Source organism: Methylonatrum kenyense (genome assembly GCF_023195885.1).
GTDB lineage: Bacteria > Pseudomonadota > Gammaproteobacteria > Nitrococcales > Aquisalimonadaceae > Methylonatrum > Methylonatrum kenyense.
Genome location: NZ_JALPKO010000007.1, coordinates 1 through 26,257, shown reverse-complemented (window position 1 = coordinate 26,257; position 26,257 = coordinate 1). Strand labels below are relative to the sequence as shown.

The 26,257-nt window shown below is 64.8% G+C and carries 25 protein-coding genes, 1 tRNA gene and 1 pseudogene; 18 read left to right on the top strand and 9 right to left on the bottom strand.

Going from position 1 to position 26,257, the window contains the following annotated elements; genetic code table 11:
• Nucleotides 1-14: 14 nt before the first annotated feature.
• The 5 genes from rodA to M0534_RS09400 form a co-directional block, all read right to left on the bottom strand.
• Nucleotides 15-1,133, bottom strand: a complete 1,119-nt coding sequence (gene rodA, locus M0534_RS09420) for a rod shape-determining protein RodA (protein ID WP_248568175.1) — start codon at nucleotides 1,131-1,133, stop codon at nucleotides 15-17.
• Nucleotides 1,126-3,051 carry a penicillin-binding protein 2 gene (gene mrdA, locus M0534_RS09415; RefSeq protein WP_248568174.1) on the bottom strand — a complete coding sequence of 642 codons (1,926 nt, stop codon included), beginning with the start codon at nucleotides 3,049-3,051 and terminating at the stop codon, nucleotides 1,126-1,128. The genes rodA and mrdA overlap by 8 nt, the downstream gene beginning before the upstream one ends.
• Nucleotides 3,052-3,087: 36 nt before the next feature.
• Nucleotides 3,088-3,576: a rod shape-determining protein MreD gene (mreD, locus tag M0534_RS09410; RefSeq protein WP_248568173.1), complete on the bottom strand. Its 489-nt coding sequence runs from the start codon at nucleotides 3,574-3,576 to the stop codon at nucleotides 3,088-3,090.
• Nucleotides 3,573-4,583, bottom strand: coding sequence for a rod shape-determining protein MreC (mreC, locus tag M0534_RS09405; protein ID WP_345894719.1), 1,011 nt, complete (start codon nucleotides 4,581-4,583; stop codon nucleotides 3,573-3,575). The genes mreD and mreC overlap by 4 nt, the downstream gene beginning before the upstream one ends.
• 180 nt (nucleotides 4,584-4,763) lie before the next feature.
• Nucleotides 4,764-5,807, bottom strand: a complete 1,044-nt coding sequence (locus M0534_RS09400) for a rod shape-determining protein (protein WP_248568172.1) — start codon at nucleotides 5,805-5,807, stop codon at nucleotides 4,764-4,766.
• 238 nt (nucleotides 5,808-6,045) lie between these two features.
• Between M0534_RS09400 and gatC the strand changes: the two genes are divergently transcribed.
• From gatC to M0534_RS09375, 5 genes are all read left to right on the top strand, one after another.
• Entirely contained in the window at nucleotides 6,046-6,333 is a 288-nt protein-coding gene (gene gatC / locus M0534_RS09395; RefSeq protein WP_248568171.1) for an Asp-tRNA(Asn)/Glu-tRNA(Gln) amidotransferase subunit GatC, read from the top strand.
• A gap of 94 nt (nucleotides 6,334-6,427) precedes the next feature.
• Nucleotides 6,428-7,882: an Asp-tRNA(Asn)/Glu-tRNA(Gln) amidotransferase subunit GatA gene (gene gatA / locus M0534_RS09390; protein ID WP_248568348.1), complete on the top strand. Its 1,455-nt coding sequence runs from the start codon at nucleotides 6,428-6,430 to the stop codon at nucleotides 7,880-7,882.
• A gap of 52 nt (nucleotides 7,883-7,934) precedes the next feature.
• Nucleotides 7,935-9,371: an Asp-tRNA(Asn)/Glu-tRNA(Gln) amidotransferase subunit GatB gene (gene gatB / locus M0534_RS09385; RefSeq protein WP_248568347.1), complete on the top strand. Its 1,437-nt coding sequence runs from the start codon at nucleotides 7,935-7,937 to the stop codon at nucleotides 9,369-9,371.
• A 283-nt stretch (nucleotides 9,372-9,654) separates the two neighbouring features.
• Nucleotides 9,655-10,695 (top strand): Hsp33 family molecular chaperone HslO, encoded by a 1,041-nt coding sequence (gene hslO, locus M0534_RS09380; protein WP_345894717.1) that lies wholly within the window; start codon nucleotides 9,655-9,657, stop codon nucleotides 10,693-10,695.
• Nucleotides 10,696-10,796: 101 nt separating this feature from the next.
• Nucleotides 10,797-11,564 carry a HesA/MoeB/ThiF family protein gene (locus M0534_RS09375; protein WP_248568170.1) on the top strand — a complete coding sequence of 256 codons (768 nt, stop codon included), beginning with the start codon at nucleotides 10,797-10,799 and terminating at the stop codon, nucleotides 11,562-11,564.
• Nucleotides 11,565-11,919: 355 nt separating this feature from the next.
• Here M0534_RS09375 and prmC read toward each other — a convergent pair whose 3' ends face one another.
• Together prmC and M0534_RS09365 are read right to left on the bottom strand one after the other, a co-directional pair.
• Nucleotides 11,920-12,732, bottom strand: coding sequence for a peptide chain release factor N(5)-glutamine methyltransferase (prmC, locus tag M0534_RS09370; RefSeq protein ID WP_282571381.1), 813 nt, complete (start codon nucleotides 12,730-12,732; stop codon nucleotides 11,920-11,922).
• A gap of 43 nt (nucleotides 12,733-12,775) precedes the next feature.
• Nucleotides 12,776-13,045: a Trm112 family protein gene (locus M0534_RS09365; RefSeq protein WP_248568168.1), complete on the bottom strand. Its 270-nt coding sequence runs from the start codon at nucleotides 13,043-13,045 to the stop codon at nucleotides 12,776-12,778.
• 210 nt (nucleotides 13,046-13,255) lie between these two features.
• Between M0534_RS09365 and M0534_RS09360 the strand changes: the two genes are divergently transcribed.
• The 5 genes from M0534_RS09360 (at nucleotide 13,256) to M0534_RS09340 (ending at nucleotide 17,583) form a co-directional block, all read left to right on the top strand.
• Nucleotides 13,256-14,353, top strand: a complete 1,098-nt coding sequence (locus M0534_RS09360) for a 3-deoxy-7-phosphoheptulonate synthase (RefSeq protein ID WP_428348664.1) — start codon at nucleotides 13,256-13,258, stop codon at nucleotides 14,351-14,353.
• A gap of 138 nt (nucleotides 14,354-14,491) precedes the next feature.
• Nucleotides 14,492-14,923 (top strand): RNA polymerase-binding protein DksA, encoded by a 432-nt coding sequence (gene dksA, locus M0534_RS09355; protein ID WP_248568167.1) that lies wholly within the window; start codon nucleotides 14,492-14,494, stop codon nucleotides 14,921-14,923.
• A gap of 188 nt (nucleotides 14,924-15,111) precedes the next feature.
• Nucleotides 15,112-15,999, top strand: a complete 888-nt coding sequence (locus M0534_RS09350; protein ID WP_248568166.1) for a metal ABC transporter solute-binding protein, Zn/Mn family — start codon at nucleotides 15,112-15,114, stop codon at nucleotides 15,997-15,999.
• Nucleotides 16,000-16,001: 2 nt separating this feature from the next.
• Nucleotides 16,002-16,757, top strand: coding sequence for a metal ABC transporter ATP-binding protein (locus M0534_RS09345; RefSeq protein WP_248568165.1), 756 nt, complete (start codon nucleotides 16,002-16,004; stop codon nucleotides 16,755-16,757).
• A complete protein-coding gene (locus tag M0534_RS09340) occupies nucleotides 16,750-17,583 on the top strand; it encodes a metal ABC transporter permease (protein ID WP_248568164.1) in 834 nt (277 codons plus the stop codon). The genes M0534_RS09345 and M0534_RS09340 overlap by 8 nt, the downstream gene beginning before the upstream one ends.
• A gap of 79 nt (nucleotides 17,584-17,662) precedes the next feature.
• Here M0534_RS09340 and prfA read toward each other — a convergent pair whose 3' ends face one another.
• Nucleotides 17,663-18,748, bottom strand: coding sequence for a peptide chain release factor 1 (prfA, locus tag M0534_RS09335; RefSeq protein ID WP_248568163.1), 1,086 nt, complete (start codon nucleotides 18,746-18,748; stop codon nucleotides 17,663-17,665).
• A gap of 7 nt (nucleotides 18,749-18,755) precedes the next feature.
• Complete coding sequence (hemA, locus tag M0534_RS09330; protein ID WP_248568162.1) at nucleotides 18,756-20,027, bottom strand: glutamyl-tRNA reductase; 1,272 nt, start codon at nucleotides 20,025-20,027, stop codon at nucleotides 18,756-18,758.
• A 400-nt stretch (nucleotides 20,028-20,427) separates the two neighbouring features.
• Between hemA and M0534_RS13815 the strand changes: the two are divergent.
• The 8 genes and pseudogenes from M0534_RS13815 to pth all read left to right on the top strand — a co-directional run.
• A pseudogene (locus M0534_RS13815) lies at nucleotides 20,428-21,375 on the top strand (tetratricopeptide repeat protein); the annotation flags it as partial.
• Between the two features lie 54 nt (nucleotides 21,376-21,429).
• Nucleotides 21,430-22,140 (top strand): tetratricopeptide repeat protein, encoded by a 711-nt coding sequence (locus tag M0534_RS13810; RefSeq protein ID WP_428348735.1) that lies wholly within the window; start codon nucleotides 21,430-21,432, stop codon nucleotides 22,138-22,140.
• Nucleotides 22,140-22,736 carry a lipoprotein insertase outer membrane protein LolB gene (gene lolB / locus M0534_RS09320; RefSeq protein ID WP_248568160.1) on the top strand — a complete coding sequence of 199 codons (597 nt, stop codon included), beginning with the start codon at nucleotides 22,140-22,142 and terminating at the stop codon, nucleotides 22,734-22,736. Before M0534_RS13810 ends, lolB begins: the two co-directional genes overlap by 1 nt.
• On the top strand, nucleotides 22,729-23,622 hold the full coding sequence (gene ispE, locus M0534_RS09315) for a 4-(cytidine 5'-diphospho)-2-C-methyl-D-erythritol kinase (protein WP_248568159.1): 894 nt from the start codon (nucleotides 22,729-22,731) through the stop codon (nucleotides 23,620-23,622). Before lolB ends, ispE begins: the two co-directional genes overlap by 8 nt.
• A 30-nt stretch (nucleotides 23,623-23,652) precedes the next feature.
• Nucleotides 23,653-23,727: transfer RNA gene (locus tag M0534_RS09310), tRNA-Gln, on the top strand.
• A 68-nt stretch (nucleotides 23,728-23,795) separates the two neighbouring features.
• The gene (locus M0534_RS09305) at nucleotides 23,796-24,734 is read left to right on the top strand and encodes a ribose-phosphate pyrophosphokinase (protein WP_248568158.1); all 939 of its coding nucleotides are present in this window, start codon (nucleotides 23,796-23,798) and stop codon (nucleotides 24,732-24,734) included.
• A gap of 168 nt (nucleotides 24,735-24,902) precedes the next feature.
• Complete coding sequence (locus M0534_RS09300; RefSeq protein WP_248568157.1) at nucleotides 24,903-25,592, top strand: 50S ribosomal protein L25/general stress protein Ctc; 690 nt, start codon at nucleotides 24,903-24,905, stop codon at nucleotides 25,590-25,592.
• A 12-nt stretch (nucleotides 25,593-25,604) separates the two neighbouring features.
• On the top strand, nucleotides 25,605-26,189 hold the full coding sequence (gene pth, locus M0534_RS09295; protein ID WP_428348658.1) for an aminoacyl-tRNA hydrolase: 585 nt from the start codon (nucleotides 25,605-25,607) through the stop codon (nucleotides 26,187-26,189).
• Nucleotides 26,190-26,257 lie beyond the last annotated feature (68 nt).

Sequence of the window (26,257 nt, the reverse complement as noted above, 5' to 3'; positions counted from 1 at the left end):
TCATGGCAACGGTCTCATGACGACCACATCCGGCGGTGCGTATGCACCGACATGAGGATACCGAAGGCGGCCATGAGCGTCACCATCGATGTGCCACCGTAACTGATCAGCGGCAGCGGCAGGCCCACCACCGGAATCAGGCCCGACACCATGCCCACGTTGACGAACACGTAGACGAAAAAGGTCAGTGCCAGACTGCCGGCCAGCAGGCGGGAGAAATTGTCCTGCGCCTGACAGGCGATATACAGCCCGCGGCAGATGATGAACAGGTAAAGCACCAGCAGTTGCACGACGCCGACCAGGCCGAATTCCTCGCTGAACACGGCGAAGATGAAATCGGTATTGCGTTCCGGCAGGAACTGCAGCTGCGACTGGGTGCCGTTCAGCCAGCCCTTGCCGTAGACCCCGCCGGAACCGATCGCGATAGTGCTCTGGATGATGTGGTAGCCGGCGCCCAGCGGATCACGTTCCGGATCGAACAGGGTCAGCACCCGCTGCTTCTGGTACTCGTGCATCAGGAACATCCAGAACACCGGGATCGCCGCCACGATGGCAAGCAGCGCACCGATCAGGACCCGCCACCGCAGGCCGGCCAGGAACACCACGAACAGGCCGGCGGCGGTGACCAGGACGGCCGTGCCGAGATCGGGCTGGAGGATGATCAGCGCGGTGGGTGTCGCGGTCATGAACAGCGCCACCAGCACCTGGGAAAAGCTGGGCGGCAGCGGCCGCCTGCTGAGATACCAGGCGACCATCATCGGGATCGCCAGCTTCATCAGCTCCGCCGGCTGGAAACGCACCGGGCCGAAGCCGAGCCAGCGTTGCGCCCCCTTGCCATAGGTGCCCACCAGCAACACCAGCACCAGCATCACCAACCCGGCCAGGAACACCCAGGGCGTCCAGCGCTGCAGGGTTTCCGGCGGCACCTGGGCAATGGCCACCATCGCGGCGAAGGCCAGGCCCAGCCGGATCAACTGGCGCTGCAACTCGGCCATGTCCTGGTTCGAGGCGCTGTAGAGAATCGCCAGGCCGACGCCGGACAGCAGTGCCAGCGCGGTCAGCAGCTGGCCGTCCAGGTGCAGATGGCGCTGCACCCGTGTCATCCGCTGATCGACCAGGCTGGCATCAGCCATCGGGGACCTCCGCTTCGTCCTCGTCCGGCGGGTCAGGCCGCGGCACCGGTTCGCCGCGCTCGAGGGCGCGCCAGGCGTCCATCACCTGCCGTGCCATTGGTGCCGCAACGCCGCCGCCACTGCCACCGTTCTCGACCACCACGGCCACGGAAATGCGCGGGTCCTCGGCCGGCGCGAAACAGTTGAACAGGGCGTGGTCGCGCAGATGCGTGGGAATGGCATCGGCATCGTACTCCTCGTCCTGCCCCAGGCTGAAGACCTGCGCCGTCCCGGTCTTGCCGGCGACTTCGTAATCCAGGCCCGGGGCGATACTGCGCGCGGTTCCCCGCGGCCCCCGGATCGAGGCGATCAGCCCGTCGACCACTTCCTGCCAGTTGGCCTCGTTGCGCAGCTTGAAATGGGTTTCCTTGTCTTCCGGTGGCAGATCGCTGACCTCGCCGTTGTCATTGCGCTCGATGCGCTTGATCAACCGTGGCGGGTGCGCCGAGCCCTTGTTCGCGAACACGGCAGTGGCGTGTGCCAGTTGCATCGGCGTGGTCAGGAAGAATCCCTGGCCTATGCCGGTGATCAGGGTTTCGCCGTGGTACCAGCCCTCGCCCCGTGCGGCGCGCTTCCACTCGCGCGACGGCAGCACGCCGGGCAGTTCGCCGGGGATGCCGGAACCGGTCCGGCGGCCGAAGCCGAATCCGCCCAGGTACTCCTGCATGCGGTCGATGCCGAGCCGGTAGGCGACATCGTAGAAGTACACGTCGCAGGACTGGACCAGGCTGTCCTCCATGTTCATGTGGCCATGCCCGCGCCGCTGCCAGCAGCGCCAGCGATGACTGACCCCCGGCAGGGTGTAGAAGCCGGGGCAGAACACCCGCTCGCTGGCGCGCTTGATTTCGTTTTCCAGGCTGGCCAGGGCGACGAACGGCTTGATGGTCGATCCGGGCGGGTACTGGCCCCGCATCGCGCGGTTGTAGAGCGGCCGCGAGGGATCCGCCTGCAACGCCTGAAAGGTGTCGCGGTCGATGCCGTGGACGAACAGGTTGGGATCGAACATTGGTTTGCTGGCCAGGGCCAGGATGTCGCCGTTGCGCGTATCGAGGGCCACGATGGCTCCCTGCCAGTCGCCCAGGACTTCCTCGGCGACCCGTTGCAAGCGGCTGTCGATTGTCAGGTAGACATCATTGCCCGGGTTCGGGTCGAGCCGTTCCAGCGGCCGGATCACCCGGCCCAGGGCATTGGCTTCCACCCGTTCGATACCGGAATGACCGTGCAGCAGATCCTCGAACTGCAGTTCGGCGCCGGACTTGCCAATATGCGTGCTGCCGCGGTAGCGGGAGGAATCGATCCGCTGCAGTTCCTGTTCGTTGATACGCCCGACGTGGCCGATGGCGTGCACCGCATGTTCGCCCTGCGGGTAGACCCGGCTCAGCCGGGCTTCCACCTCAACGCCGGGGAAACGGTGGCGATTTGCCGCGAAAATCGCGACATCGCGTTCATCCAGCCGGAACTTGATGGGAATGGCGTCGAACCGCCGTTGCCGTTGCCGCTGCGTGTGGAACCGCGCAATGTCGGCTTCTTCCAGCTTGATGATGCTGCCCAGACCTTCCAGCGTGGCCTCCAGGTCCTGCACCTGCTCCGGGATGACCATCAACTGGTACGTGGGCCGGTTCTCGGCCAGGATCACGCCGTTCCGGTCATGAATCAGACCCCGGTTCGGCGGCACCGGAACCAGCCGCACGCGGTTGGCCTGCGACATGGTCGCGTAGTGCTGGTGACCGGTGATCTGCAGGTGCGCCATGCGCCCGCCGAGCAGTCCCATCAGGCCGAGGACGCCGGCGCCGGCGAGTATGGCGCGGCGGTTGAACAGCCGCTTTTCCTGGATCTGGTCCCGGAGCCTGTTCTCGCCTTGTCCCTTCTTGCTGGCCATGCCTGATTCTGCGACCTCTAGGGAAACACTGATTGATTACCGCACACCATAATACCGGCGAACCGCACGCAGCAGTACGACCAGCCAGGGCCAGAGCAGCATGCCCGCCAGCGGCGGCAGCCAGTAGCTGTGAATCGACATGGGCCGGTCAATCAGACCATTGGTCCAGATCTGGACCAGCGTGACCAGGGACAACAGCGCCAGCACGATCAGGGCCTGCTGGCCCAGCGGGTAGACGCGCACCCGTTGATGCAGTTTCAGCACGACGAACGCCAGCAGCGCGAAGGCCAGGGCCTGTTGGCCCAGCAGGCCCGCCTGCAGGGCGTCCTGGCCCAGGCCGGCCAGCCAGGCGACGCCGACACCGACCCGTTGTGGTACCGCCATGCACCAGTAAATGATCACCAGCGCCACCCATTCCGGCCGCGCCAGTTGCGCCCAGGCCGGCAGCGGCAGGATCACCAGCACGTATGCCACGAGAATCGTGACCACAATCACCAGTCGGCCGCGGCCGGCAAGCTCGCTCACGGCTGGCCCTCAGTCGCACCGCCGGCCGGAGGTGCCCGCCCCGCATCGGGCTGTTCGCTGGTGTCCGGTGTGCCGCGATCCTGCGGTGTCATGCCGGGCAGCAGGCCTTCTGCCGGCGGCACAGTGTCCTCCGGTGGCTGCTCGGCCGGCAACTGGGGCGCGGGCAGCTCCGGATCCTCCGCCTGTTCCCGGGTGGTGCGGACCAGCAGCATCTCCCGGCTGCGGTCCAGTTCGGCATAGGGTCTTGCGATGACCCGGGCGAAGGGCAGGCCGGGCTCACGCCGGACCTCGGTCACTTCTGCCACCGGATAGCCCCGCGGAAAACGGTCGTCGAGTCCGGAGGTCACCAGCCGGTCGCCGACCTCGATATCCGCGTTGTTCGGCAGATGCGGCAGCTCCAGTTTGCGGAGGTTGCCGCTGCCCATGGCCACCGTGCGCAGCCCGTTGCGGGTCACCTGGACCGCGATGCCGTGGCTTGGATCGGTAAGCAGCCGGACCACCGAGGTGCCGCGGCCCACGGTGTCGACCTGGCCGACAACGCCATGCGCGTCCAGAACCGGCTGGCCGGCAAAGGCGCCATCGCGGCTGCCCTTGTCCAGCTGAATCACATGCCGATGGGGGTTCAGGTCGAGACGCATGAGTTCGGCGATCACCACCGATTCCTCGACCTCGTAGGATGAATCCAGCAAGCCCTGCAGGCGGATGTTCTCCCGCTCCAGTTCATCCAGGCGTTGCAGCCGGGCGGCGTTGAGCAGCTGTTGATCGCGCAGCCGGGAATTCTCCTGTTGCAAGGCGCGCCGCGTCGCCAAGGTCTCGCTCAGATAATCGCTGATCTCGAACGGCAGATTGACCGTGAAGTGAACCGGAGAGACAGCCGTATGCACCGCCTCGCGAACCGGCTCGGTCAAGCGGTCGCGATGGTCGAGCGTCATGATTCCCACCGACACGATGGCCAGCAGGATGATGCGGGTGGTCGCTGAGGGACCTTGCGCGAATAACGGTTTGATGGCCTACCCCGGACTTGAATGGCTGCCACGTGGTCTGCAGAGAAATGCGGAGCCAAGGCCGCATCTCCTCCACGTTTCCCTGACCGTTCCGAAAAGGGTACCGCAGCGAAGCGCCAAATCTATTGCCAGGCCCACAGTTTGCGTAATACCCGGGTTTTCCCCGGCTATGCTGCGTGCAGGCTACTCGGCGGTAAACAGGTCCAGACCTTGTTCGTCCATCAGCTCGAGGGCGCGGCCGCCGCCCCGGGCAACACAGGTCAGGGGGTCATCGGCAACCACCACCGGCAGCCCGGTCTCTTCCATGATCAGGCGATCAAGGTTGCGCAGCAGCGCGCCGCCGCCAGTGAGCACGATGCCCCGGTCGGCCACGTCGGCGCCAAGCTCGGGCGGCGTCTGCTCCAGCGCGCTCTTGACCGCGCCAACAATCGCCGACAGCGGCTCCTGAAAGGCTTCCAGGATCTCGTTGCTGTTCAGTGTGAAACTGCGCGGCACGCCCTGGGCCAGGTTGCGGCCCTTGACGTCGATCTCGCGAACCTCGCTGCCCGGGAACGCGGTGCCGATCTCGTGCTTGATCCGTTCCGCGGTCGCCTCGCCGACAAGGATGCCGTAGTTGCGACGAATGTAATTGGTGATGGCTTCGTCGAAGCGATCACCGCCGACGCGCACCGAGGCGGAGTAGACAATGCCGTTAAGCGACAGGACCGCTACTTCCGAGGTGCCGCCGCCGATGTCAAGCACCATCGAGCCGCGCGCCTCGTCCACCGGCATGTTGGCGCCGATTGCTGCCGCCCGGGGTTCCTCAATCAGGTAAACTTCGCGGGCGCCGGCTCCCATCGCCGACTCCTTGATCGCGCGGCGCTCCACCTGGGTCGAACCGCAGGGAACACAGACCAGAACCCGGGGGCTGGGCTTGAAGAAGCGGGCCTCGTGAACCTTCTTGATGAAGTGCTGCAACATCTTTTCGGTGACCGTGAAATCGGCAATGACGCCGTCCTTCATCGGCCGGATCGCCCGGATGTTGCCCGGTGTGCGGCCCATCATGTTTTTCGCCTCGACGCCTACCGCGGCAATCGATTTCGGTCCGCCGTCCCGGTCCTGCCGGATCGCGACCACCGAGGGCTCGTTCAGCACGATGCCCTGGCCCCGGAGGTAGATCAGGGTGTTTGCGGTGCCCAGGTCGATCGACAGATCATTGGAAAAGAGCCCGCGAATTCCCTTGAACATGTAGACCGTCCCCCCGATGAAAGGCGTGTAATCTAACAACGGGCCCTGCTTTCGGCAACAAGCAAAGCGGGGTTTGGGTGCAGTCGCGCCGGGTTTGCCATCCCGTTGTCATTGATTGAAAATCCGCGGTTTGGCGGCCCGCCGGAAACTGTCGTCGGATGACGTCGCCGTCGGCGCCATCATACCTGCCTGTCACCTGCTCCGTGACCGGACCGTCGAAATCGTGTTGGAGAGAATTATGTCCCTGGATAAAGACGATGTGCGGCAGATTGCGCACCTGGCCCGGCTGGCCGTCGACGACCAGCGTTTGCCCGAACATGCCAGCAACCTCTCCGCCATCCTGGAATTTGTCGAGGCCATGGATGCGGTGGACACTGCTGCCGTCGAGCCGCTGGCCCATCCGCTGGAGATGCGCCAGCGGCTGCGTCCCGACCAGGTCAGCGAAGAGAACCAGCGCGAGCTTTTCCAGAGCGTCGCGCCTGCCGTCGAGGGCGGCCTGTACCTCGTCCCCCGCGTGATCGAGTAAGACTCCGTAGCGCCAAGAATGCGGTTAATACCCCCGGGGTGCGGGCCGCTGCACCGACGACGACACAACCACATTACGGGAATCGATAGTGAGCATTCACACCAGCACCGTTGCCGAGCTTTCCACGGCGCTTGCCCGTGGCGATCACTCCAGCCGCGAACTGACCGAAGCCTTCCTGCAGCGCATTCAGGGCCAGGGTGTCGCGCTCAATGCTCTGGTTACCGTGACCGCGGAGCAGGCCCTGGCGGCGGCCGATGCAGCCGACCGGGCGCGAGCCGACGGCGAGGCCGGGCCGTTGACCGGTGTGCCGATGGTGCACAAGGATATTTTCTGCACCCGGGGCGTGCGCACCAGCTGCGGTTCGCGGATGCTGGATAACTTTATCTCGCCGTACAACGCTCATGTGGTCGACCGATTGTCGGCGGCCGGCATGGTTTGCCTGGGCAAGGCAAACATGGACGAGTTCGCGATGGGCTCGTCCAACGAAACCAGTTTCTATGGTCCGGTGAAGAACCCTTGGGACACGGACGCCGTACCCGGTGGTTCGTCGGGCGGGTCAGCAGCCGCCGTGGCCGGCGGCCTGGCACCGGCGGCCACAGGCACGGACACCGGTGGCTCGATCCGGCAGCCGGCGGCCCTGTGCGGCATTACCGGACTGAAGCCCACCTACGGTCGCGTCTCCCGCTACGGCATGATCGCCTTCGCCTCCAGCCTGGATCAGGCCGGGCCGATGGCCCGCACCGCCGAGGATTGTGCGTTGCTGCTCGAGGCCATGGCCGGTTTCGACATGCGGGATTCCACCTGTGTCGAGCGCGAGGTGCCGCGGTACAGCCAGCACCTGGCGACCGATCTGAACGGCCTGACGATCGGTCTGCCGAAGGAATACTTCGGCGAAGGACTCGATCCGACCGTGGCCTCGGCAATCGACGCGGCTGTCACCGAATACCGTAAGCTGGGGGCCGAATTCCGCGAGATCAGCCTGGCCAATACCCACCTGGCAGTGCCGGCCTATTACGTCATTGCGCCGGCTGAATGCTCGTCCAATCTGTCGCGTTTCGATGGCGTGCGCTTCGGACACCGCTGTGACGCACCGAAGGATCTCGAGGACCTGTACAAACGCTCCCGTGGCGAGGGCTTCGGCGACGAAGTGCAGCGGCGGATCATGGTCGGCACCTACGCCTTGTCTGCCGGCTACTACGACGCCTATTACCTGAAGGCGCAGCAGGTCCGGCGCCTGATTCGCGACGATTTCCTCAGTGCCTTCGAGGACGTGGACCTGATCCTCGGCCCGACCTCGCCGACCGCGGCCTTCAATATCGGTGAACGCAGCGACGATCCGGTCAGCATGTATCTGTCGGACATTTACACCATCGCGGTCAACCTGGCTGGCTTGCCGGGAATTTCCGTGCCCGCCGGATTCGCCGGCGGACGTCCGGTGGGGCTGCAACTGATCGGCAATTACTTCGATGAGGCGCGCCTGCTGGGCGCCGCCCATGCCTACCAGCAGGTCACCGACTGGCACACCCGGGTGCCGGAGGCGTTCGCCTGAGGCTGCTGTTCAACGCCATCGCGCGCGATGGACTGACAAGAAGGTAATGATGATGGAATGGGAAACGGTCATCGGGCTGGAGATTCACGCCCAGCTCGCCACCCGCAGCAAGATCTTCTCCGGCGCCTCCACCGCCTACGGCGCGGACCCCAACACCCAGGCCTGTGCCGTGGACCTGGGGCTACCGGGCGTGTTGCCGGTGCTCAACGGCGAGGCCGTGAACATGGCGGTCCGCTTCGGCCTGGCCACCGGTTGCAGCATCGCCCCGCATTCGGTGTTCGCGCGCAAGAACTACTTCTATCCCGATCTTCCCAAGGGCTACCAGATCAGCCAGTACGAGCTGCCCGTGGTGCACGACGGCGAGGTCACGATCGAGCTGGATGACGGCGAGACGATGCGGGTGGGCCTGACCCGCGCGCATCTCGAAGAGGATGCGGGCAAATCGCTGCACGAGGGTTTCGAGGGCGTCACCGGCATCGACCTCAACCGCGCCGGCACGCCGTTGCTGGAGATCGTGTCCGAACCCGACTTGCGCTCGGCCAGGCAGGCCGTCGCCTACATGAAGAAGATCCACTCGCTGGTGCGCTACCTGGAGATCTGCGACGGCAACATGCAGGAAGGCTCGTTCCGCTGCGACGCCAACGTCTCGATCAGGCCGAAGGGGCAGGCCGAGTTCGGTACCCGTGCCGAAATCAAGAACCTGAACTCGTTCCGCTTCGTCGAGAAGGCCATCAACCACGAGATCGAACGCCAGATCGATCTGGTCGAGTCGGGCGGCACCGTGGTCCAGGAAACCCGCCTGTATGACTCGGTGAAGGGCGAGACCCGCTCCATGCGGACCAAGGAAGAAGCCAACGACTACCGCTACTTCCCGGACCCGGACCTGCTGCCGCTGGAGATCACCAGCGAAGAGGTGGAACGGATCCGCGCCACGCTGCCGGAACTGCCGGACGCGAAGAAGCAGCGGTTCATGGCCGACTACGGCCTGTCCGCCTACGATGCCGGCGTACTCACCGCCAGCCGCGACCAGGCCGACTACTTTGAAGCGGTGGTCGAGGCAGCCGGCGGCGAGGCCAAGCTGGCCGCCAACTGGGTCATGGGCGATCTGTCCGGTGCGCTGAACCGCGACGGCCGCGAAGTCGGCGACAGTCCGGTTACGCCGGCCATGCTCGGCGGAATGCTGAAGCGCATCAGCGACAACACCATCTCCGGCAAGATCGCGAAGGACGTGTTCGAGGCCATGTGGAACGACGAGGGCGATGCCGACGCCGTGATTGAGGCCAAGGGCCTGAAGCAGGTCACCGACACCGGTGCCATCGAGGCCATGATCGACGAGGTCATCGCCGCCAATCCGGGCCAGGTCGAACAGTACCGCGCCGGCAAGGACAAGCTGCTGGGCTTCTTCGTCGGTCAGGTGATGAAGGCCTCCAAGGGCAAGGCCAATCCGGCGCAGGTCAACGAACTGCTGAAGAAGAAGCTGTCCGGCTAAGTGCGCGTTGGGTTTGTGGCTTCGACGGCGGGCGGGCGGAGGACGGCGGAGGAAGCGGCGTTAACCCATCCGTGGGGCCTTGACGATCGCATCCTTGCGATCGACATTCCTCCGCCGTCCTCCGCCCGCCCGCCTTGGGCCTTTCGGTGCGTCACCGTGACGGCTTCGCTTTGGGTCATCGCGGCGATAATCGCCCAGGGGGAAATCCTGAAATGCAGTGGAGTCGGGTCGGGGTGTTCCCGCGCAGGGACGTCGGCCGCAGGGATGCGGCCGTCGAGCGTTCATGGATGAACTTGTAGCGATCCCGGAGCGGGAAGACCCCGGCCCGACCCGGCACCGCTTTTTTCACGAATGGCGTCGGAGCCCCGGCTTGACCGCGAGCGCTGGCGGCAGTCTCCTTGGCAGTGTCGAGCCGCAATTCATAATGCGAGGTGTGTCCTTGTCCGCCGATCCCGATCAACGCCGCCGTTTCATTTTCGAGCACGCCAATGTGCGAGGGGAACTGATTCATCTGGATCACAGCTATCAGGAAGTACTCCGTCGGCACGACTACCCGGCGCCGGTGGCGCGGCTGCTGGGCGAGGCCATGGCCGCAGCCGGTTTGCTTGCCGCGACGGTCAAGTTCCAGGGCTCGTTGATCCTGCAGATCCAGGGCGAGGGGCCGGTGACGATGGCGGTGGCCAGTGCCAGTCACGCATCGGAACTGCGCGCGGTCGCCCGGCATGGCGAGCCGGATGTGGCGGATGGTCCCTTGGCTGAGCTCTGTGGCGAGGGCTATCTGGCGATTACCATCGACCCCGATGAATCCAACGACCGCTATCAAGGCATCGTGCCACTGAAATCCGAGAGCCTGGCCGAGGCGGTGGACGGCTACTTCGCCCAGAGCGAACAATTGCCGACCCGCATCTGGCTGGCCTGTGACGGCGAATCGGCCGCCGGACTGCTGCTGCAACGCCTGCCGGATGCGCCGAACCCCGACGCGGACGCCTGGGATCGTGCCGAGCACCTGGCCGGGACCATTCGGCCCGAGGAACTGCTGCAGTTGCCGATCCCCGACATCCTGCACCGCCTGTTTCACGAGGAAGACATCCGCCTCTATGCCCCGGAGCCCATGCGCTTCCACTGCCCCTGTTCCCGCGAACGGGTCGCCGAGGCGCTGTTTTCACTGGGCCGCGCCGAGTCGGAGTCGATCGTTGCCGAACAGGGGGAAATCGAAACCCACTGCGACTTCTGCGGCCAGTCCTATGTGTTCGACCCAGTCGATGTGGAGCAGTTGTTCAGCGGCGAAGGCGACACCACGCCGCCCGGAAGGACGAGGCATTGAGGCCGCGAGCTTTCGCGGCGTTTTACGTTTTAGGTATTACGTTTTACGTGAGTACATAACCACCTAAAACCTAACACTTTAAACCTAAAACAGCGGGTTTTATGAACAACTCCCAACTTCTCCGTTACTCCCGCCATTTGATGCTGCCCGAGGTGGATTACGCCGGGCAGGAGCGGTTGCTGGCGGGGCGGGTGCTTATTATCGGCCTGGGGGGGCTGGGGTCGGCCTCGGCCATGTATCTGGCGGCGGCGGGGGTCGGGCATCTGGTGTTGGTGGACGACGATGTGGTCGAAATCAGTAACCTGCAGCGCCAGATCGTCCACGGCACCGGGTCGATCGGGCAGACCAAGGTGGCTTCGGCCGCGGCGCGGCTTGGCGACCTCAACCCCGAGGTTCAGCTCACGGCATTGTCCGAGCGGCTCGATCCGGAAGCGCTGCTGCGCGAGGTGCGGGCAGCGGATGTGGTGGTCGATGGCAGCGACAATTTCAGCACCCGGTTCGCGGTCAATGCCGCCTGCGTGGAGGCCCGCACACCGCTGGTTTCCGGCGCGGCGATTCGGCTGGAGGGCCAGCTCGCGGTGCTCCGTCCCGATCTGGGAAATCGCCCCTGCTATGCCTGCCTGTATCCGCCGGCCGACGGCGCCGATGCCCGCCTGAGCTGCTCGGAGTCCGGTGTGCTGGCGCCGGTGGTGGGGGTGGTCGGCAGTCTTCAGGCCGTGGAGGTGATCCGCCTGCTGACCGGCTTTTCCGAGGCCGATGGCCGCCGCCTGACCCTGTGGTCGGCACTGGATGGTGTCTGGCAGACGGTAAAGTTCGATCGTGATCCGGCCTGTCCGGTTTGTGGTTCTGGTTTGTCAGTGTCGGGCTGATCGGTCTCTATCCGGAAGTTTCGGGGCCAGTGCAAGGTTTCGTCTGGCCTGACGAACGTTCCGTTCAACAGGGCCAGCCGAAAACTTCCACTGCCCCTGCCAGGCTGCGGATGGTGTGGCTCCGATCGGATAGGGCCTTGAGATACGAAGCGGTTCGGTCAGGAAGCCTCAATCCGGTTGCCGCCGAGTGCCGGGGGAGGAAAAGGTTTTTGCCGGACCTGTTGGGCCGAAGGTAGGTCAGTCCGGGGAAAAGCTTGTCCTCCCCGGCACGGGGCTCGGCATAGGAGCGAGAGATTCCTATTCCAGTCATCAATGTTTTTGGGCTGAGGTCCCGGCCCCCGGCAAAGGGATTGGACTACGCGATTCGGCCCTCGGTGACGCGCGGCTGGTCGCCCAGATCCTTGTGGCTGGTGATGTCGCGGAATCGCTCTCGGCGCATCAGCTCCTGGACCGCTGCCTGCTGGTCGTAGCCATGCTCGAGCAGCAGCCATCCGCCTGGCCGCAGGTGTCGCGGGGCGTCGCGGATGATGATGCGCAGGGCGTCCAGGCCGTCCGGCCCGGAGACCAGGGCGTGGCGCGGTTCGAAGCGCAGGTCGCCTTGTTCCAGATGGCGGTCTCCGTCGGCGATGTAGGGCGGGTTGGAGACGATCAGGTCCATGCGTTCGCCGGCCAGCGGTTTCAGCCAGTCACCCTCGCGCCAGTCGACACTGAATTGCAGGCGGATACTGTTGCGGCGGGCCAGGGCCAGGGTGTCCGGATCCCGTTCGATGCCAGTGATCTGCCAGCCCGGACGCTCGCTGGCCAGGGCCAGGGCTATGGCCCCCGTGCCGGTGCCGAGATCCGCCACGCGTGCGCTGGGGCGGGGCACCCGGTGCAACGCGCGGTCGACCAGCAATTCCGTTTCCGGCCGGGGGATCAGCGCGCGGGGGTCGACGCTCAGGTCCAGCGTCCAGAAACCGCGCTCGCCGATCAGGTAGGCGACCGGTTCACCGGCCAGGCGTCGCGCGACCAGGTGGTCGATGCGCTGCCAGGTCGCCCGGTCAAGCGGCTGCTCCGAATCGAGGCGCAGGCGCACGGTCGAGCAGTGCAGAACATGGCAGAACAGCATCTCGGCATCGACGCGCGGGCTCGGTGACTTGCCGGCCAGTCGCCGAATGGCAGCATGCAGGCCCTGTCCGAGAGTGACACCTTCCGACACCGTGACGCTGTCCTCAGGTTTTCAGGCCGGCCGCGCGGGCGCTGATGCAGCGCTCCTCCAGCATCACCGGGATATCGTCCTCGACCAGGTAGATGCGTTCCCCGTTTTCGGTGATCAATCCATCGCGTACGGGGCCGCTGACCGGCGTGTCGTCCTGGTAGAGCAGTTCGCCGGTGTCGATGCGTTCGTTCAACAGGCGCAATTCGTCCCGGCGCAGTGGCCTGACCGGCTGGTGCGTGATCGGGCAGCAAAGAACCTGCAGCAGGTGGCGGTCGACGGACATATCGGCTTACTCCGAGTGCAACGAGGTATGCGGCGTGATGATACCCGTCCTGCGAGCCGACTGCTGTTCCGGCCCGCCGGAGGTGAATCGAAACCGCTCTGCCTATACCATTGCCGCACTCGAACGCGCGATTTATGCTGCACCCGCACATCGCGCTGTCCGCCGCCATTCCGGCGGGCGTGATAACCGGGTGAATCAGTGGGAGCGAACATGGCGAACGCAATGGCGGATCAGAAAACCTTGGACAACCTGAATATCCTGACCCAGGAGCTACTTCCCACGCCCGAGGAGGTGCACCGCGAACTGCCGGTCGACGGTGTCGCGCGTGAAACCGTGCTCCATGGGCGCCAGGTCATCGAAGACATCCTGGATCGTCGGGATCCGCGCATCTTCCTGGTGATCGGTCCGTGCTCGATCCATGACCCGGACCAGGCGCTGGATTATGCACGCCGGCTGAAGGCGCTGGCCGACGAGGTGCAGGACAGCGTTTTCGTGGTCATGCGCGTTTATTTCGAAAAGCCGCGGACCACGGTCGGCTGGAAGGGCCTGATCAACGATCCGGGCATGGACGACTCGTTCCAGATCCAGCGAGGCCTGCATTTGGGACGCAAGCTGCTCCTGGATATCGCGGAAATGGGGCTGCCTGCGGGAACCGAGGCGCTGGACCCGATCATGCCGCAGTACCTGCAGGACTTGATCAGCTGGACCGCGATCGGTGCGCGCACTACCGAATCGCAGACCCACCGCGAAATGTCCAGCGGCCTGTCCACGGCCGTGGGGTTCAAGAACGGCACCGATGGCAGCCTCGATGTGGCGATCAATGCATTGCAGTCGGCCGCCAATCCGCACAGTTTCCTCGGCATCAACGGCCAGGGGCAGTGCGCGATCACGCGGACCCGGGGCAACCGTTACGGTCATGTCGTGCTGCGCGGTGGCGGCGGCAAGCCGAACTATGATTCGGTCAGCATTGCCTTGTGCGAGAAGGCGCTGGCCGATGCGGGGCTGCCGGCCAACATCATGGTGGACTGCAGCCATGGCAATTCGAACAAGGATCCGGCGCTGCAGCCGTTGGTGCTGGAAGATATTGCGCGCCAGGTTCGCGAGGGCAACGAATCCATCGTCGGCCTGATGGTGGAGAGCAACCTCGGCTGGGGTAACCAGAAGCTGACCGCGAACCCGGCCGAGCTGCAGTATGGCGTCTCGATCACCGATGCCTGCATCGACTGGGAGACCACCGAGAAATGCGTGCGCGAGTTCGCCGAGCAGGTTCGGGAGGCGCTACCGGAACGGTCCAAGGCGCCGGCCTGAACCCCGATTGCCGGCTGTTCAATCCTCGGACAGATTGCCCTGATGCGGACTCTGGTTTGCCGTTTTGCCTTCAGTGAACGACGCTGCTATAAGGAGTGCTTGATCGCGTTTGCCGATCGGTTTTGAAGGAGAAGGACCATGGAACAGAAGCACGCGCTCCCGGTGAAAGACTTCACGCCGTACAAGGAGAAAAAGGGCGAGGAGTACATGAGCGAGGACCAGCTTGCCCACTTTCGGGACCTGTTGCTGGCCTGGAAACGGCAATTGCAGGAGGAGGTGGAGCGCACGGTGCATCACATGCGCGACGATGCCACCAACTACGCCGATCCCGCCGACCGTGCGACTCAGGAAGAAGAGTTCGCGCTGGAATTGCGTACGCGGGATCGCGAGCGGAAGCTGATCCGGAAGATTGACCAGACGCTGGAGGCAATCCGCAAGGACGATTACGGCTTCTGCGAACAGTGTGGGGTCGAGATCGGCCTGCGCAGGCTGGAGGCGCGCCCCACCGCGACCCTGTGCATCGACTGCAAGACGCTGGAAGAAATCCGCGAGAAGCAGCGCGTCGCCTGATTCCACCACGCCCCGCCTTGCCTATGATCCGGGCCCGCTGCCAGTGCGGGCCCGTTCTGTTTGAACCCCGACGTTTGCGGAAACACTGATCGATTTCCACGCCGCCGGGTCCGCGACCTTGCAGGTAATGTTATCCTGTAACGTTGCAGACCTGCGGTGCCGAAACGGCGTTACATGGAATACCGAACATGATCAATTGTCGGCTGATGCTATCCAGCCTGGCCGCCATGTTGCTGGCCAGCGCCTCGCCGGTCATGACTGCCGAAATCCCGGTGACGGTCAGCGTCGCGCCCCAGGGACAACTGGTTGAGGCCATCGGTGGTGACCGGGTGCGGGTTTCGGTGATGGTCGATCCGGGGCAGTCCAGTCACACCTTTTCGCCGTCGCCGCGGCGGATCAGTGCGCTCTCCGACACGCGCCTGTACGTCAAGGTCGGGCATCCGGAATACAGTTATGAACGCCGTTTCCTCGGCCGGCTGCAGGACGGCAACGGCGACGTCCAGGTGGTCAGCATGGCCGACCACGCCGAGTTGCGGGGGTTGGAGGATCACCATCATGGACACGGCCACGACCACGATCACGCCCACGGTGATACTGACCCGCACCTCTGGGTTTCGCCGCGGGTCATGCGCCGCAGCGCCGAGGCGATCGCCGAAGCGCTGATCGGGCTGGACCCAGACGGCCGTGGCCACTACGAGCGCAACCTGGCGCAACTGCTGCTCGACATCGATGCCCTGGATCAGGAATTGACCGCCACGCTGGAGCCGCTGCAGCAGCGCCGCTTCCTGGTCAACCATCCGGCCTGGGGTTATTTTGCCGACGAGTATGCACTGACCCAGCGCGCCATCGAGCACGAGGGCAAGGACCCGTCGCCGGCGCAGCTCGCGCGACTGATCGAGGAAGTACGCGAGGCCGGCATTCGCACGGTAATCGTCCAGCCGGGCTTCTCCAGCCGCGGTGCCGACCTGATTGCCCGCGAACTGGATACCCGCAGCGTCGAGGTGGATCCGCTGGCACCGGACTGGCCGGAGTCCCTGCGCAAGCTGGCCCGGGCGCTGGCGGAGCAGGACAGTTGAGCATGGTGCCTTTGCTGCAGTTGCAGGACGTCACCTTCGGTTACGATCGCGAGCCGGTACTGCGCGACGTGAACCTGCAGATCCACGACTGCGACTTCCTGGCCATCATCGGCCCCAATGGTGGTGGCAAGACGACCCTGTTGCGCCTAATCCTCGGCCTGGAAACCCCCTGGAGCGGACGGGTCCACTGGGCCGGCGGCGGCCTGCCGCGTATCGGTTATGTGCCGCAGTTCTCCACCTTTGATCGCAACTTTCCGCTGCGCCTGCGCGAGACCGTGATGATGGGGCGCATCGGCCATCGCGGCTGGTTGCGGCGCCGAACACGTGCCGATGGCGAGGCGGTCGACCGGGTGCTGACGGATCTCGGCCTCGCGGCGTTCGCCGAACAGCCGATTGCGGACCTGTCCGGGGGCCAGTTGCAGCGCGCCCTGATCGCGCGGGCCATGGTCTGCGAACCGGAAATCCTGTTCCTGGACGAACCCACCGCCTCGGTGGACGCCGAGACCCGCGGCACCCTGGCCAATCTGCTGGCCGAACTGAACCGGCAAATCCCGGTGGTCGTGGTCACGCATGACGTGACGGCCATGGCCGTGCACGTAAAACAGATCGCCTGCGTCAATCGTCGGTTGTTCTACCATGGCAGCGGGCAGCTCAGTCATTCGCAGCTCGAGGAGGCCTACGGCTGCCCGGTGGAACTGATCGCCCACGGTGTACCGCACCGGCTGCTGCACGCCCATGACGAGTGCGGGAATGAGTGAACTCGCGCTGTTCTTCAGCTACGAGTTCACGTTGCTGGCCCTGGTGGCGGGGCTGCTTGCCAGCGTTCTCGGTGGGGTGCTGGGGACCTTCGTCGTGGTCAAGCGGCTGGTTTTCATCGCCGGTGGCATCAGCCATGCGGCGTTCGCCGGCCTGGGTTTCTTCTACTGGCTGGGCCATGACCCCTTGATTGGCGCCGTGCTTGTGGCTGTTGCCGCGGCGCTGTTCCTGGGGCTCTTCAGCGAGGGCCAGGCCCGGTCGCAGGACGCGATGATCGGTGTACTGTGGGCCGGCGGCATGGCGGTCGGCGTGCTGTTCATCCACATGACGCCCGGCTATGCGCCCAATCTGATGACCTATCTGTTCGGCGACATCCTCACCGTCGCGCCCCGCGATGTGGTGTTGCTGGCCATCCTCACCGCGATAACCCTGGTCCTGCTTGCGGTGCTGCATCGCGGTCTGGTCGCGGTTGCCTTCGACGAGACCTTCGCCCGGGTCCAAGGCGTGCCGGTGCGCGTGCTGACCCTGTTGCTGCTGGTGCTGGTGGCGCTGGCGGTTATCCTGCTGATTCAGGTGGTCGGCATCGTCCTGCTGCTGGCCCTGTTCACGCTGCCGCCGATGATCGGCCTGATGCTGGTCAGCCGCAGCTTCGGCCTGGTCCTGCTGGCGGCCGTTCTGGTGGGCATGCTGATGACCGCCGGTGGCATCGCCGCCTCCTGGACCATGGACCTGCCGACGGGCCCGGCGATCGTCCTGACCGGGATTGTTATCGGGGTGGGGGTTTGGGGGGTTAAAGCCTTGCGTTTCAGGTTTCGGGGTAACAGTTAACGTTTAAAGTTTAACGTTTTAGGTTTTAAGCTGTTGACGTAAAACGTAAAACGTAAAACGTAAAACGTAAAACGTCGAATTACGCCTCCGCCATCCTCGCCAGCTCTTCCGCCTGATGTTCCTGCACCAGTGGGCCGATCACCTGGTCAAGGCTGCCGGCCATTACCTCGTCCAGTCGATAAAGGGTCAGGTTGATGCGGTGGTCGGTCAGGCGGCCCTGGGGGAAGTTGTAGGTGCGGATGCGTTCCGAGCGGTCGCCGCTGCCCACCTGGAGCTTACGCTGGGCGCTCTGCTCGGCGGCCTGGCGATCACGTTCCGCGCCCAGCAGCTTGGCCTGTAGCAGCGACATGGCCTTGGCCCGGTTCTTGTGCTGCGAGCGCTCATCCTGACATTCCACCACCACGCCGCTGGGCAGGTGGGTGATGCGGATCGCCGAGTCGGTCTTGTTGACGTGCTGGCCACCGGCGCCGGAGGCACGGAAGGTATCGACCTTCAGTTCGCTGGGGTTGATCGTGATTGCGTCGACCTCCGAGACTTCCGGCAGCACGGCCACGGTGCAGGCGGAGGTATGGATCCTCCCCTGGGATTCGGTTTCCGGCACGCGTTGCACGCGATGGGTGCCGGATTCGAACTTGAGCCGGGAATAGGCACCCTGGCCAACCACCCGGCTGACAATTTCCTTGTAACCGCCGTGCTCGCCTTCGCTTTCGCTGATGGTCTCCAGCCGCCAGCCCTGCTGTTCGGCATAGCGGCCGTACATCCGGAACAGATCGCCGGCGAACAGCGCCGCCTCGTCGCCGCCGGTACCGGCGCGGATCTCCAGATAGATGTTGGACTCGTCGAACGGGTCTTCCGGCAGCAACAGCAGTTCCAGCTCACGTTCCAGCGTTTCCAGCGTTTCCCCGGCGGCACTGGCTTCCTCATCTGCCAGTTCGCGCATCTCCGCATCGCTGTCCTCGGCCATGCCGCGTGCCGCTGCCAGGTCCTCTTCCGCTTGACGGTAGCGGTTGAAGGTGCTGACCACCGCCTCGAGTTTGGCGTATTCCCGGGACAGGTCCCGGAACCGGTTCTGGTCACCGATGGTGTCCGGATCCGACAGCAGGGCGCTGACTTCCTCGAAGCGATCGATCAGCCGTTCCAGCTTGGCGCGTATGGATGCGTTCATCGTCGACTCATTCCCGGTCCTGTTCCTCGCCCACGTCGAGCAATCGCTGTGCAGCCTCAAGCAGGGCCCGCTCGCCCTCGGCCGCCGCATCGCGCAACCGGGTGGTCGGCAGATGCAGCAGGCGGTTGGTCAGTGTATGCGCCAGATACTCGAGTACTTCCTCGGCGGATTCGCCGTTCGCCAGGCGCCGCCGTGCCCGCTCCAGGACCTCGTCACGGTGGGCGCCGGCGCGCTGCCGGAATCCCCTGATCGTGGGCACCGATTCCAGGCTGCGCAGCCAGCTCATGAAACGCTCGACCTGCAGCTCGATGATTTCCTCGGCCTCCGTCGCGGCATGGTTGCGGGACCGCAGGTTCGCCTCGATGACGCCCCGCAGGTCGTCGACGGTATACAGGTAGATGTCGTCCAGTTGACCGACCTCGGGCTCGATGTCGCGGGGCACGGCGATATCGACCATGAAGATGGGCTGGTGGCGCCGTTTGCGCAGGGCCCGTTCCACCGAGCCCTTGCCCAGGATCGGCAGCGGCGCGGCGGTGGACGAGACGACGATATCCGCCTCCACCAGCGTGTCGGGCAGCTGGCCAAGGGCGATGGCTCGACCCTGGTACAGACCGGCCAGCTCCTCGGCCCGCGCCTGGGTGCGGTTGGCGACGATGAAGTGGCGCACGCCCTGCTGGTACAAATGCCGCGCGGTCAGGTCGATGGTCTCGCCGGCACCGACCAGCAGGGCGGTGGAATCGTCCAGGGCGCCGAAGATCTGCCGCGCCAGCGAGACCGCGGCAAAGGCCACCGACACCGGGTGTGCGCCGATTTCGGTTTCGGTGCGAACCTGCTTGGACACCGTGAAGGCATGCTGGAACAAGCGGTCCAGCACCGGGCCGATGGTGCCGGCGGATGCCGCCTCCAGATAGGCGGTCTTGGTCTGTCCGGCGATCTGCGGTTCGCCGAGCACCAGCGAGTCCAGCCCCGGTGTAACCCGCAGCAGATGACGCACCACGTCGCGGCCGGTGTGCTGGTAGAGGAATGGTGCCAGCCAGTCGGGATCCACCCCGTGCGAGCCGGCAAGCCAGCGGCGCACCTGGTCCGGATCGCCGTCGGTCTGCAACACCGCATAGACCTCGGTCCGGTTGCAGGTCGAGATCACCGCAGCCTCGCGCACGGACGAGCGCGCGGTGAGTGTCCGCAGGGACTCCTGCAGGGTCTCCAGCGGAAAGACCACGCGTTCCCGCACCTCGACAGGTGCGGTCATGTGATTGAGACCGAGGGCACACAGGAGCATTTTTGCTGTTGGCTGGCACGCTGCAATGGCGGAGGATTCGGTTACCGGCTGTACGACCGGCACTCCCGGCACATCATGAACGCCCGCGTCAGACTCGTTCGGAACCCCCCGCGTTCACGGCTCCGGCCGAATCCTGTTGACGTGGCCCTGTTCCGCGTCGCTGCCGGACATCCTGACGCGCCCGGCATGGCTCGCCAATGACAGCATTTCTGCGGTCATCGGCCCACAAGGCCGTGAATTGTCGGGAATCGTCGTTCCGAATACAAGGAAGGGCGCCACGACGGGACCGGATTATTGTACTGTGTGTGTTGGTGCGCCGCGCACCGGGAAGATCCGGGAACGGGGTCTTCCGTGCGCGGTCGGAGACAGCACACGCGAACGGGTTCTCAGAGTAGATAGCATGTGGAAATGGGCGGTTCCGGTCAGTCTGTTCGGCCTGCTGCTGGCGGGCTGTGCCGTTGTCCAGGAGCGCTCGGCTGACGGTGCCGCCAGCGCCGAGGACCGGCCGCGCATCCTTGAGATGCAGCCCCGCATCGCCGAGGACGAGGACCTTATCTACCAGGTATTGCTGGCCGAATTTGCCGGCTCCCGCGGCCAGGTCTCCACGGCACTGGACGCCTACCTCAAGGCCATGCACCTGACCGACGATCCGCAGATCGCCGCCCGTGCGACCCGCATCACCATGTACGCAAACCAGGATGCCAAGGGCCTGCAGGCGGCGGAACGCTGGGTTGCCCTGGATTCGGAGACCGTTGCGGCCTGGCAGGCGGTGGGCGTGTTCCGGCTCCGCGATGATGACAGCAAGGGCGCCGAGGACGCGTTCCGGCAGGTCATCATCCTGATGGACGACCCGGGCATGGCCTTCGCCCAACTGGGGACCGTACTGGCGGGCGAGAGCAATCGCCGTCGGGCGCTGGATACGCTGCAGAGCCTGGTTGAGGGTTACCGTGACGTGCCGGAGGCGCATCTGTCCTACGCACAGCTGGCGCTGCGCACCGGCAACGCCCGGCGCGCGATTGACGCCGCCGAGGCCGGACTCAAGCGGATACCGGATTCGCGCGAACTGGCGATGCTGCGCGCCCAGGCCCTGGTCGAGGCGGGTCGTGTCGAGGCCGGTGTGTCCGCCCTGCGGGCATTGAGCGAGGCGGACCCGGACGACCATGACCTGCGTCTGTATCTGGCGCGGACCCTGGTTCGGGCCGGGCGCAGTGTCGAAGCCCTCAGTGAATTCCGGCGCGCCCTGCGCAACGATCCCGAAAACCCCGATCTGCTCTACGCCACCGGCATCCTGACCCTGGAGACGGGCAATGTGCGGGATGCCCGGCAGTATTTCCTGCAGCTCAACGAGCAGGGCAGGCGGCTGGATGACGCCCGCTTTCTGCTGGGACAGATTGCCGAGGACATGGACCAGTCCGGTGAGGCGCTGGACTGGTACGAAAAGGTCGAGGGCGACAATTTCGTCGCCGCCAGCGTGCGCCGGGCGATTCTGCTCGGTGACATGGGGCGGGTTGCCGCGGCCCGTGATGAAGTCCGTCAACTGCGCGAGGAATTTCCCGAGGAAGCCGTGCGCAGTTACCTGATCGAGGGCGAGGTGCTGCGGCGGAACGAGGAATTCGACGCAGCGCGCGATCTCTATAATGAAGCCATCGGCCGCCATCCCGGCAACGTCGACCTGCTATACGGCCGTGCCCTGATCGCCGTCTACCGCGGTGACGTGGAGACCGCCGAACGCGATCTGCGCCGCGTGCTCGAGGATGAACCGGACAACGCCAATGCGCTGAATGCACTTGGCTACACGCTGGTGGACCTGACCGACCGTTACGAGGAAGGCTTCGACCTGGTGCGCCGCGCCCATGCGCTGGAACCCGAGAACGCCGCGATACTCGACAGCATGGGCTGGGCCCACTTCCGGCTGGGTAACTACGAAGAGGCGCTGGACTACCTGGAGCGTGCCTTCGAGCGCATGCCCGATGCCGAGGTGGCCGCGCATCTGGGCGAGGTGCTCTGGACCATGGATCGCCGCGACGAGGCGCGCGAGATCTGGCGCCGCGGGGAAGAGCTGGATGCCGAGCACCGCACGCTGCGCGAGACGCTGGAGCGGCTGGATCCCTGATGCGAATTCTGCTGTTCCTGTTGCTGGCGATCGTGCTCGCCGGTTGCGCCACGCAACCACCGCCGCCGGACAGGCCAGCGGATGAACTGTTCGCCGAGCGTGTGCAGGCACTGGCGGCCAAGGACCGCTGGCAAACCAGTGGCCGTATGGCCATCAATACCCCGTCCGACAATGTCACAGTGTCGCTGGACTGGCGTGAAACCGGTGAGTCCTGGCGGCTGGACATGCGTGGCCCGTTCGGCAGCGGCGCCGTCCAGCTGCAGGGCAATGCCCAGGGCGTGACGCTGCGGACCGCCGACGGCCGCGAGGACTTTGCCGTCGACGCCGGTGAACTCCTTTACCACTACACCGGCTACCAGTTGCCGATGGCCGTGTTGCGGGACTGGGTGCGCGGCCTGCCGGCCGCCGACCACGACCATGAGATGGAACTCGACGACCATGGCCGCCCGCAAAGCCTGGACCAGCTTGGCTGGAGCATTCGCTACACCGGCTGGACCGAATCCGACGGCCTGCAGTTGCCGTCGCGCATGACCCTGGACGGGCCGGATATTAATCTGCGGGCCTCGCTGCGTAGCTGGGAGCTCGGCCGTGACTGAGCCGACCGCCGACGTCTGGTCGCGGGGCTGGCCGGCGCCGGCCAAGCTCAACCTGTTCCTGCATATCACCGGCCGCCGCGTCGACGGTTACCACGAGCTGCAGACCGTGTTCCGCCTGCTGGACATGGCCGACCTGCTGGACTTCGCGGTTAGCGATGACGGTCGTATCCGGCGGGCCGTGCCGCTGCCCGGCATCGCCGAGCAGCAGGATCTGACCGTGCGCGCCGCGCAGGCCCTGCGTGACGCCACCGGCACATCCCGGGGCGCGTGCATCCGGCTCCACAAGCAACTGCCCATGGGTGGCGGCCTGGGTGGTGGCAGTTCCGACGCCGCCACCACCCTGCTGGCATTGAACCACCTCTGGCGCACCGGTCTGTCGCTGCAGGAACTGGCCGAAATCGGCCTCGGTCTGGGTGCCGACGTTCCGGTTTTCGTGCATGGCCGGAGCAGCTGGGCCGAGGGCGTTGGCGAGCGACTGCAGCCGCTCGATCTGGCGCCGTCATGGTATGTGGTGCTGTGCCCCGAATGCCCTGTCAGTACCGCCGAAGTCTTTGCCGACCCTGAATTGACAAGAGATAGTGCGCCAATCAGAATACCGGCCTTTCTGGCCGGCGGTGGTCGGAATGTCTGCGAGCCGGTGGTGAGCCGAAAGCATGCGGAAGTCGCGCAAGCGCTTGAGTGGCTTGGCGGGTTCGGTTCGGCCCGCATGAGTGGTACCGGCGCCTGCGTGTTCCTGGCCTGTGTTGATCAGGAGCAGGCGTGCAGCGTTGCCGAGTCCGCGCGGCAGGCGGGATGGCCGGTGCGTGTGGCGCGGGGCCGTGATCGCTCCGATGTGCACGCCCGCATTGATGCCGAGGCTGGTGCGACGGCGCACGATGTCGGGTAATACGTTCAGTCAATTAGGCATTCAATCTACTGGGGTGTAGCCAAGCGGTAAGGCAACGGGTTTTGATCCCGTCATTCCCAGGTTCGAATCCTGGCACCCCAGCCACATTCTTGACCGGTCCGAACAGGGGCCGGGCGCAGCATAGCGGGATCAGCGTGAGCGAAAACGGACGCATGATGGTATTTGCGGGTAACGCCAACCCGCAACTGGCTACCGCGATCACCGACCATCTCCGAAGTCGCCCCGGCTATGCGGTCGTCAGCAAGTTCAGCGACGGCGAGATCATGGTGGAAATTGACGAGCATGTCCGCGGCAAGGACGTGTTTATCGTGCAGAGCACCTGCCTGCCCACCAATGACAACATCATGGAACTGCTGATCATCGCCGATGCGCTGCGCCGTTCCTCGGCCGCACGTATCACGGCGGTGATCCCGTATTACGGCTACGCTCGGCAGGATCGGCGGCCGCGTTCGCAGCGGGTGCCGATCACCGCCAAGCTGGTCGCCGACATGATCCAGGCAGCCGGCATCAACCGGGTCCTGACCGTCGACCTGCACGCCGACCAGATCCAGGGGTTCTTCAATATCCCGGTGGACAATGTCTATGCCTCGCCGATCCTGCTCGGCGACATCTGGCGCCAGGTCTATCCGAACAAGATCGTGGTCTCGCCGGATGTCGGCGGCGTGGTCCGGGCCCGGGCCATCGCCAAGCGTCTGGGCGACGCCGAACTGGCGATCATCGACAAGCGCCGGCCGAAGGCCAACGAGGCGCGGGTGATGAACATCATCGGTGATGTGCGCGGCAAGACCTGCATCATCGTCGACGACATCGTCGACACCGCGGGTACCCTGTGCCAGGCGGCCACCGCGCTGAAGGATGCCGGTGCCGAGCGGGTGGTGGCGTACATCACCCACGCCGTGCTGTCCGGAAACGCCATAGAACGGATAAGCGGTTCGGCGCTGGACGAACTGGTGGTGACCGACACCATCCCGCTCACCGAAGCCGCCACCGCCTGCAAGCAGATCCGCGTCGTCAGCATGGCGGAGATCCTCGGCGAAAGCATGCGCCGGATCAGCTCGGATGAATCTGTAAGCGAATTATTCGTTGAGTAAAAGTTTTCAGGTTTCAGTGTTCAGTTTTCAGACAGCCGGTGCCCTCGTCTTGTCTGAAAACTGAACACTGAAAACTTCAACCTTATTTGCATCCCTCACACGAGCGATGCCAACTCTGGAACCGCTCTGGTCGCGGGGGGTTCCGGTTAACCATCGGAGTAATCGACAATGTCTGTGGAAATGAAACTGACCGCGCAGAAGCGCACGGACACGGGGAAAGGTGCGAGCCGCCGCCTGCGTCGTGCGAAGGCGGTTCCTGGTATCGTGTACGGTGCCGGCAAGGAACCGGAAATGATCGAACTCAGCGCCTTCGAGCTGGCCCGTCTGATGGAGCTTGAGGCGTTCTACTCGCAGATCATCGACCTCAGTGTCGGCAACAAGAAGCAGCAGACGGTGGTCAAGGACCTGCAGCGCCACCCGTACAAGGATCGCGTGCTGCATATCGACTTCCAGCGCGTCAAGGCGGGCGAGAAGCTGCACGTCGGCCTGCCGATCCACTTCGTCAACGAAGAGAAGTGCAAGGGCGTCAAGGCCGGTGGCGTGGTCCATCGCGACATGATTGAAGTGGCGATCATCGCCCTGCCGAAGGACCTGCCGGAATACCTGGAAGTGGATCTGGCCGACCTGGATGTGGGCGAGGCCGTCCACCTGTCCGAGTTGAACGTGCCGGAAGGTGTCGAACTCGAGGCCTTCAGCCACGGCGGCGACGTGCACGATCACGACCATCCGGTGGTCAGCATCGTGATGCCGCGCATCGCCCGTGAGGAAGACGAGGACGAAGCCGAAGGTGAAGCCGAGGAACCGGCCGCCGAGGACACGAAGGACGCCGGCGACGCGGAGGAAAAGGGCGAAGAGTAATCGTCCTTCCGGATGCCGATGGCCGACGCGATACAGCTTATTGTCGGACTCGGCAATCCTGGTGAGAAGTACACGGCGACCCGTCATAACGCGGGGTTCTGGTTCCTGGATGAACTGACCCGGCGCCATGGCGGGTCGCTGCGTTCCGAGGCGAAATTCTTTGGCGAGGCCGGCCGCATCACTGTCGAAGGCCGCGATGTGCATCTGCTCAAGCCGATGACCTTTATGAACCGCAGCGGCCAGGCGGTGGCCGCGCTGGCCAACTTTTTCAAGCTGCCGACCTCCGCCATCCTGCTGGCGCATGATGAATTGGATCTGGCACCCGGAACCGCGCGTCTCAAACGTGGCGGCGGTCACGGTGGACACAATGGCCTGCGCGATACCGAACGCGCGCTAGGCGGCCGCGACTACCTGCGCCTGCGGCTCGGAATCGGCCACCCGGGCGACGCCAGGCTGGTCACGCCCTGGGTCCTGGGCAAGCCCGCCGCGGATGACCGCGTCGCCATCGAACAGGCCATCGACCGCGCCGCCGACGCCATGCCCAGACTTATCGCCGGCGACCTGGAGCGGGTGATGAATGAGCTCCACGCGAAATGACCGGTTTAAGTTTTACGTTTAATGTTTAATGTTTTACGAAAAAAAATGACGTTGTCCTAAAACCTAAA

Bases quoted from the DNA above. Each gene is read 5' to 3' on its own strand.
- M0534_RS13810 (WP_428348735.1), top strand. From the start codon at position 21,430: ATGGACCAGTCCGGTGAGGCGCTGGACTGGTACGAAAAGGTCGAGGGC.
- M0534_RS09340 (WP_248568164.1), top strand. From the start codon at position 16,750: ATGAGTGAACTCGCGCTGTTCTTCAGCTACGAGTTCACGTTGCTGGCC.
- gatB (WP_248568347.1), top strand. From the start codon at position 7,935: ATGGAATGGGAAACGGTCATCGGGCTGGAGATTCACGCCCAGCTCGCC.
- M0534_RS09345 (WP_248568165.1), top strand. From the start codon at position 16,002: ATGGTGCCTTTGCTGCAGTTGCAGGACGTCACCTTCGGTTACGATCGC.
- M0534_RS09350 (WP_248568166.1), top strand. From the start codon at position 15,112: ATGATCAATTGTCGGCTGATGCTATCCAGCCTGGCCGCCATGTTGCTG.
- prfA (WP_248568163.1), bottom strand. From the start codon at position 18,748: ATGAACGCATCCATACGCGCCAAGCTGGAACGGCTGATCGATCGCTTC.
- hslO (WP_345894717.1), top strand. From the start codon at position 9,655: ATGGATGAACTTGTAGCGATCCCGGAGCGGGAAGACCCCGGCCCGACC.
- M0534_RS09375 (WP_248568170.1), top strand. From the start codon at position 10,797: ATGAACAACTCCCAACTTCTCCGTTACTCCCGCCATTTGATGCTGCCC.
- M0534_RS09365 (WP_248568168.1), bottom strand. From the start codon at position 13,045: ATGTCCGTCGACCGCCACCTGCTGCAGGTTCTTTGCTGCCCGATCACG.
- mrdA (WP_248568174.1), bottom strand. From the start codon at position 3,051: ATGGCCAGCAAGAAGGGACAAGGCGAGAACAGGCTCCGGGACCAGATC.
- lolB (WP_248568160.1), top strand. From the start codon at position 22,140: ATGCGAATTCTGCTGTTCCTGTTGCTGGCGATCGTGCTCGCCGGTTGC.
- gatC (WP_248568171.1), top strand. From the start codon at position 6,046: ATGTCCCTGGATAAAGACGATGTGCGGCAGATTGCGCACCTGGCCCGG.
- M0534_RS09305 (WP_248568158.1), top strand. From the start codon at position 23,796: ATGATGGTATTTGCGGGTAACGCCAACCCGCAACTGGCTACCGCGATC.
- rodA (WP_248568175.1), bottom strand. From the start codon at position 1,133: ATGGCTGATGCCAGCCTGGTCGATCAGCGGATGACACGGGTGCAGCGC.
- M0534_RS09300 (WP_248568157.1), top strand. From the start codon at position 24,903: ATGTCTGTGGAAATGAAACTGACCGCGCAGAAGCGCACGGACACGGGG.
- dksA (WP_248568167.1), top strand. From the start codon at position 14,492: ATGGAACAGAAGCACGCGCTCCCGGTGAAAGACTTCACGCCGTACAAG.
- pth (WP_428348658.1), top strand. From the start codon at position 25,605: ATGCCGATGGCCGACGCGATACAGCTTATTGTCGGACTCGGCAATCCT.
- M0534_RS09360 (WP_428348664.1), top strand. From the start codon at position 13,256: ATGGCGAACGCAATGGCGGATCAGAAAACCTTGGACAACCTGAATATC.
- hemA (WP_248568162.1), bottom strand. From the start codon at position 20,027: ATGCTCCTGTGTGCCCTCGGTCTCAATCACATGACCGCACCTGTCGAG.
- M0534_RS09400 (WP_248568172.1), bottom strand. From the start codon at position 5,807: ATGTTCAAGGGAATTCGCGGGCTCTTTTCCAATGATCTGTCGATCGAC.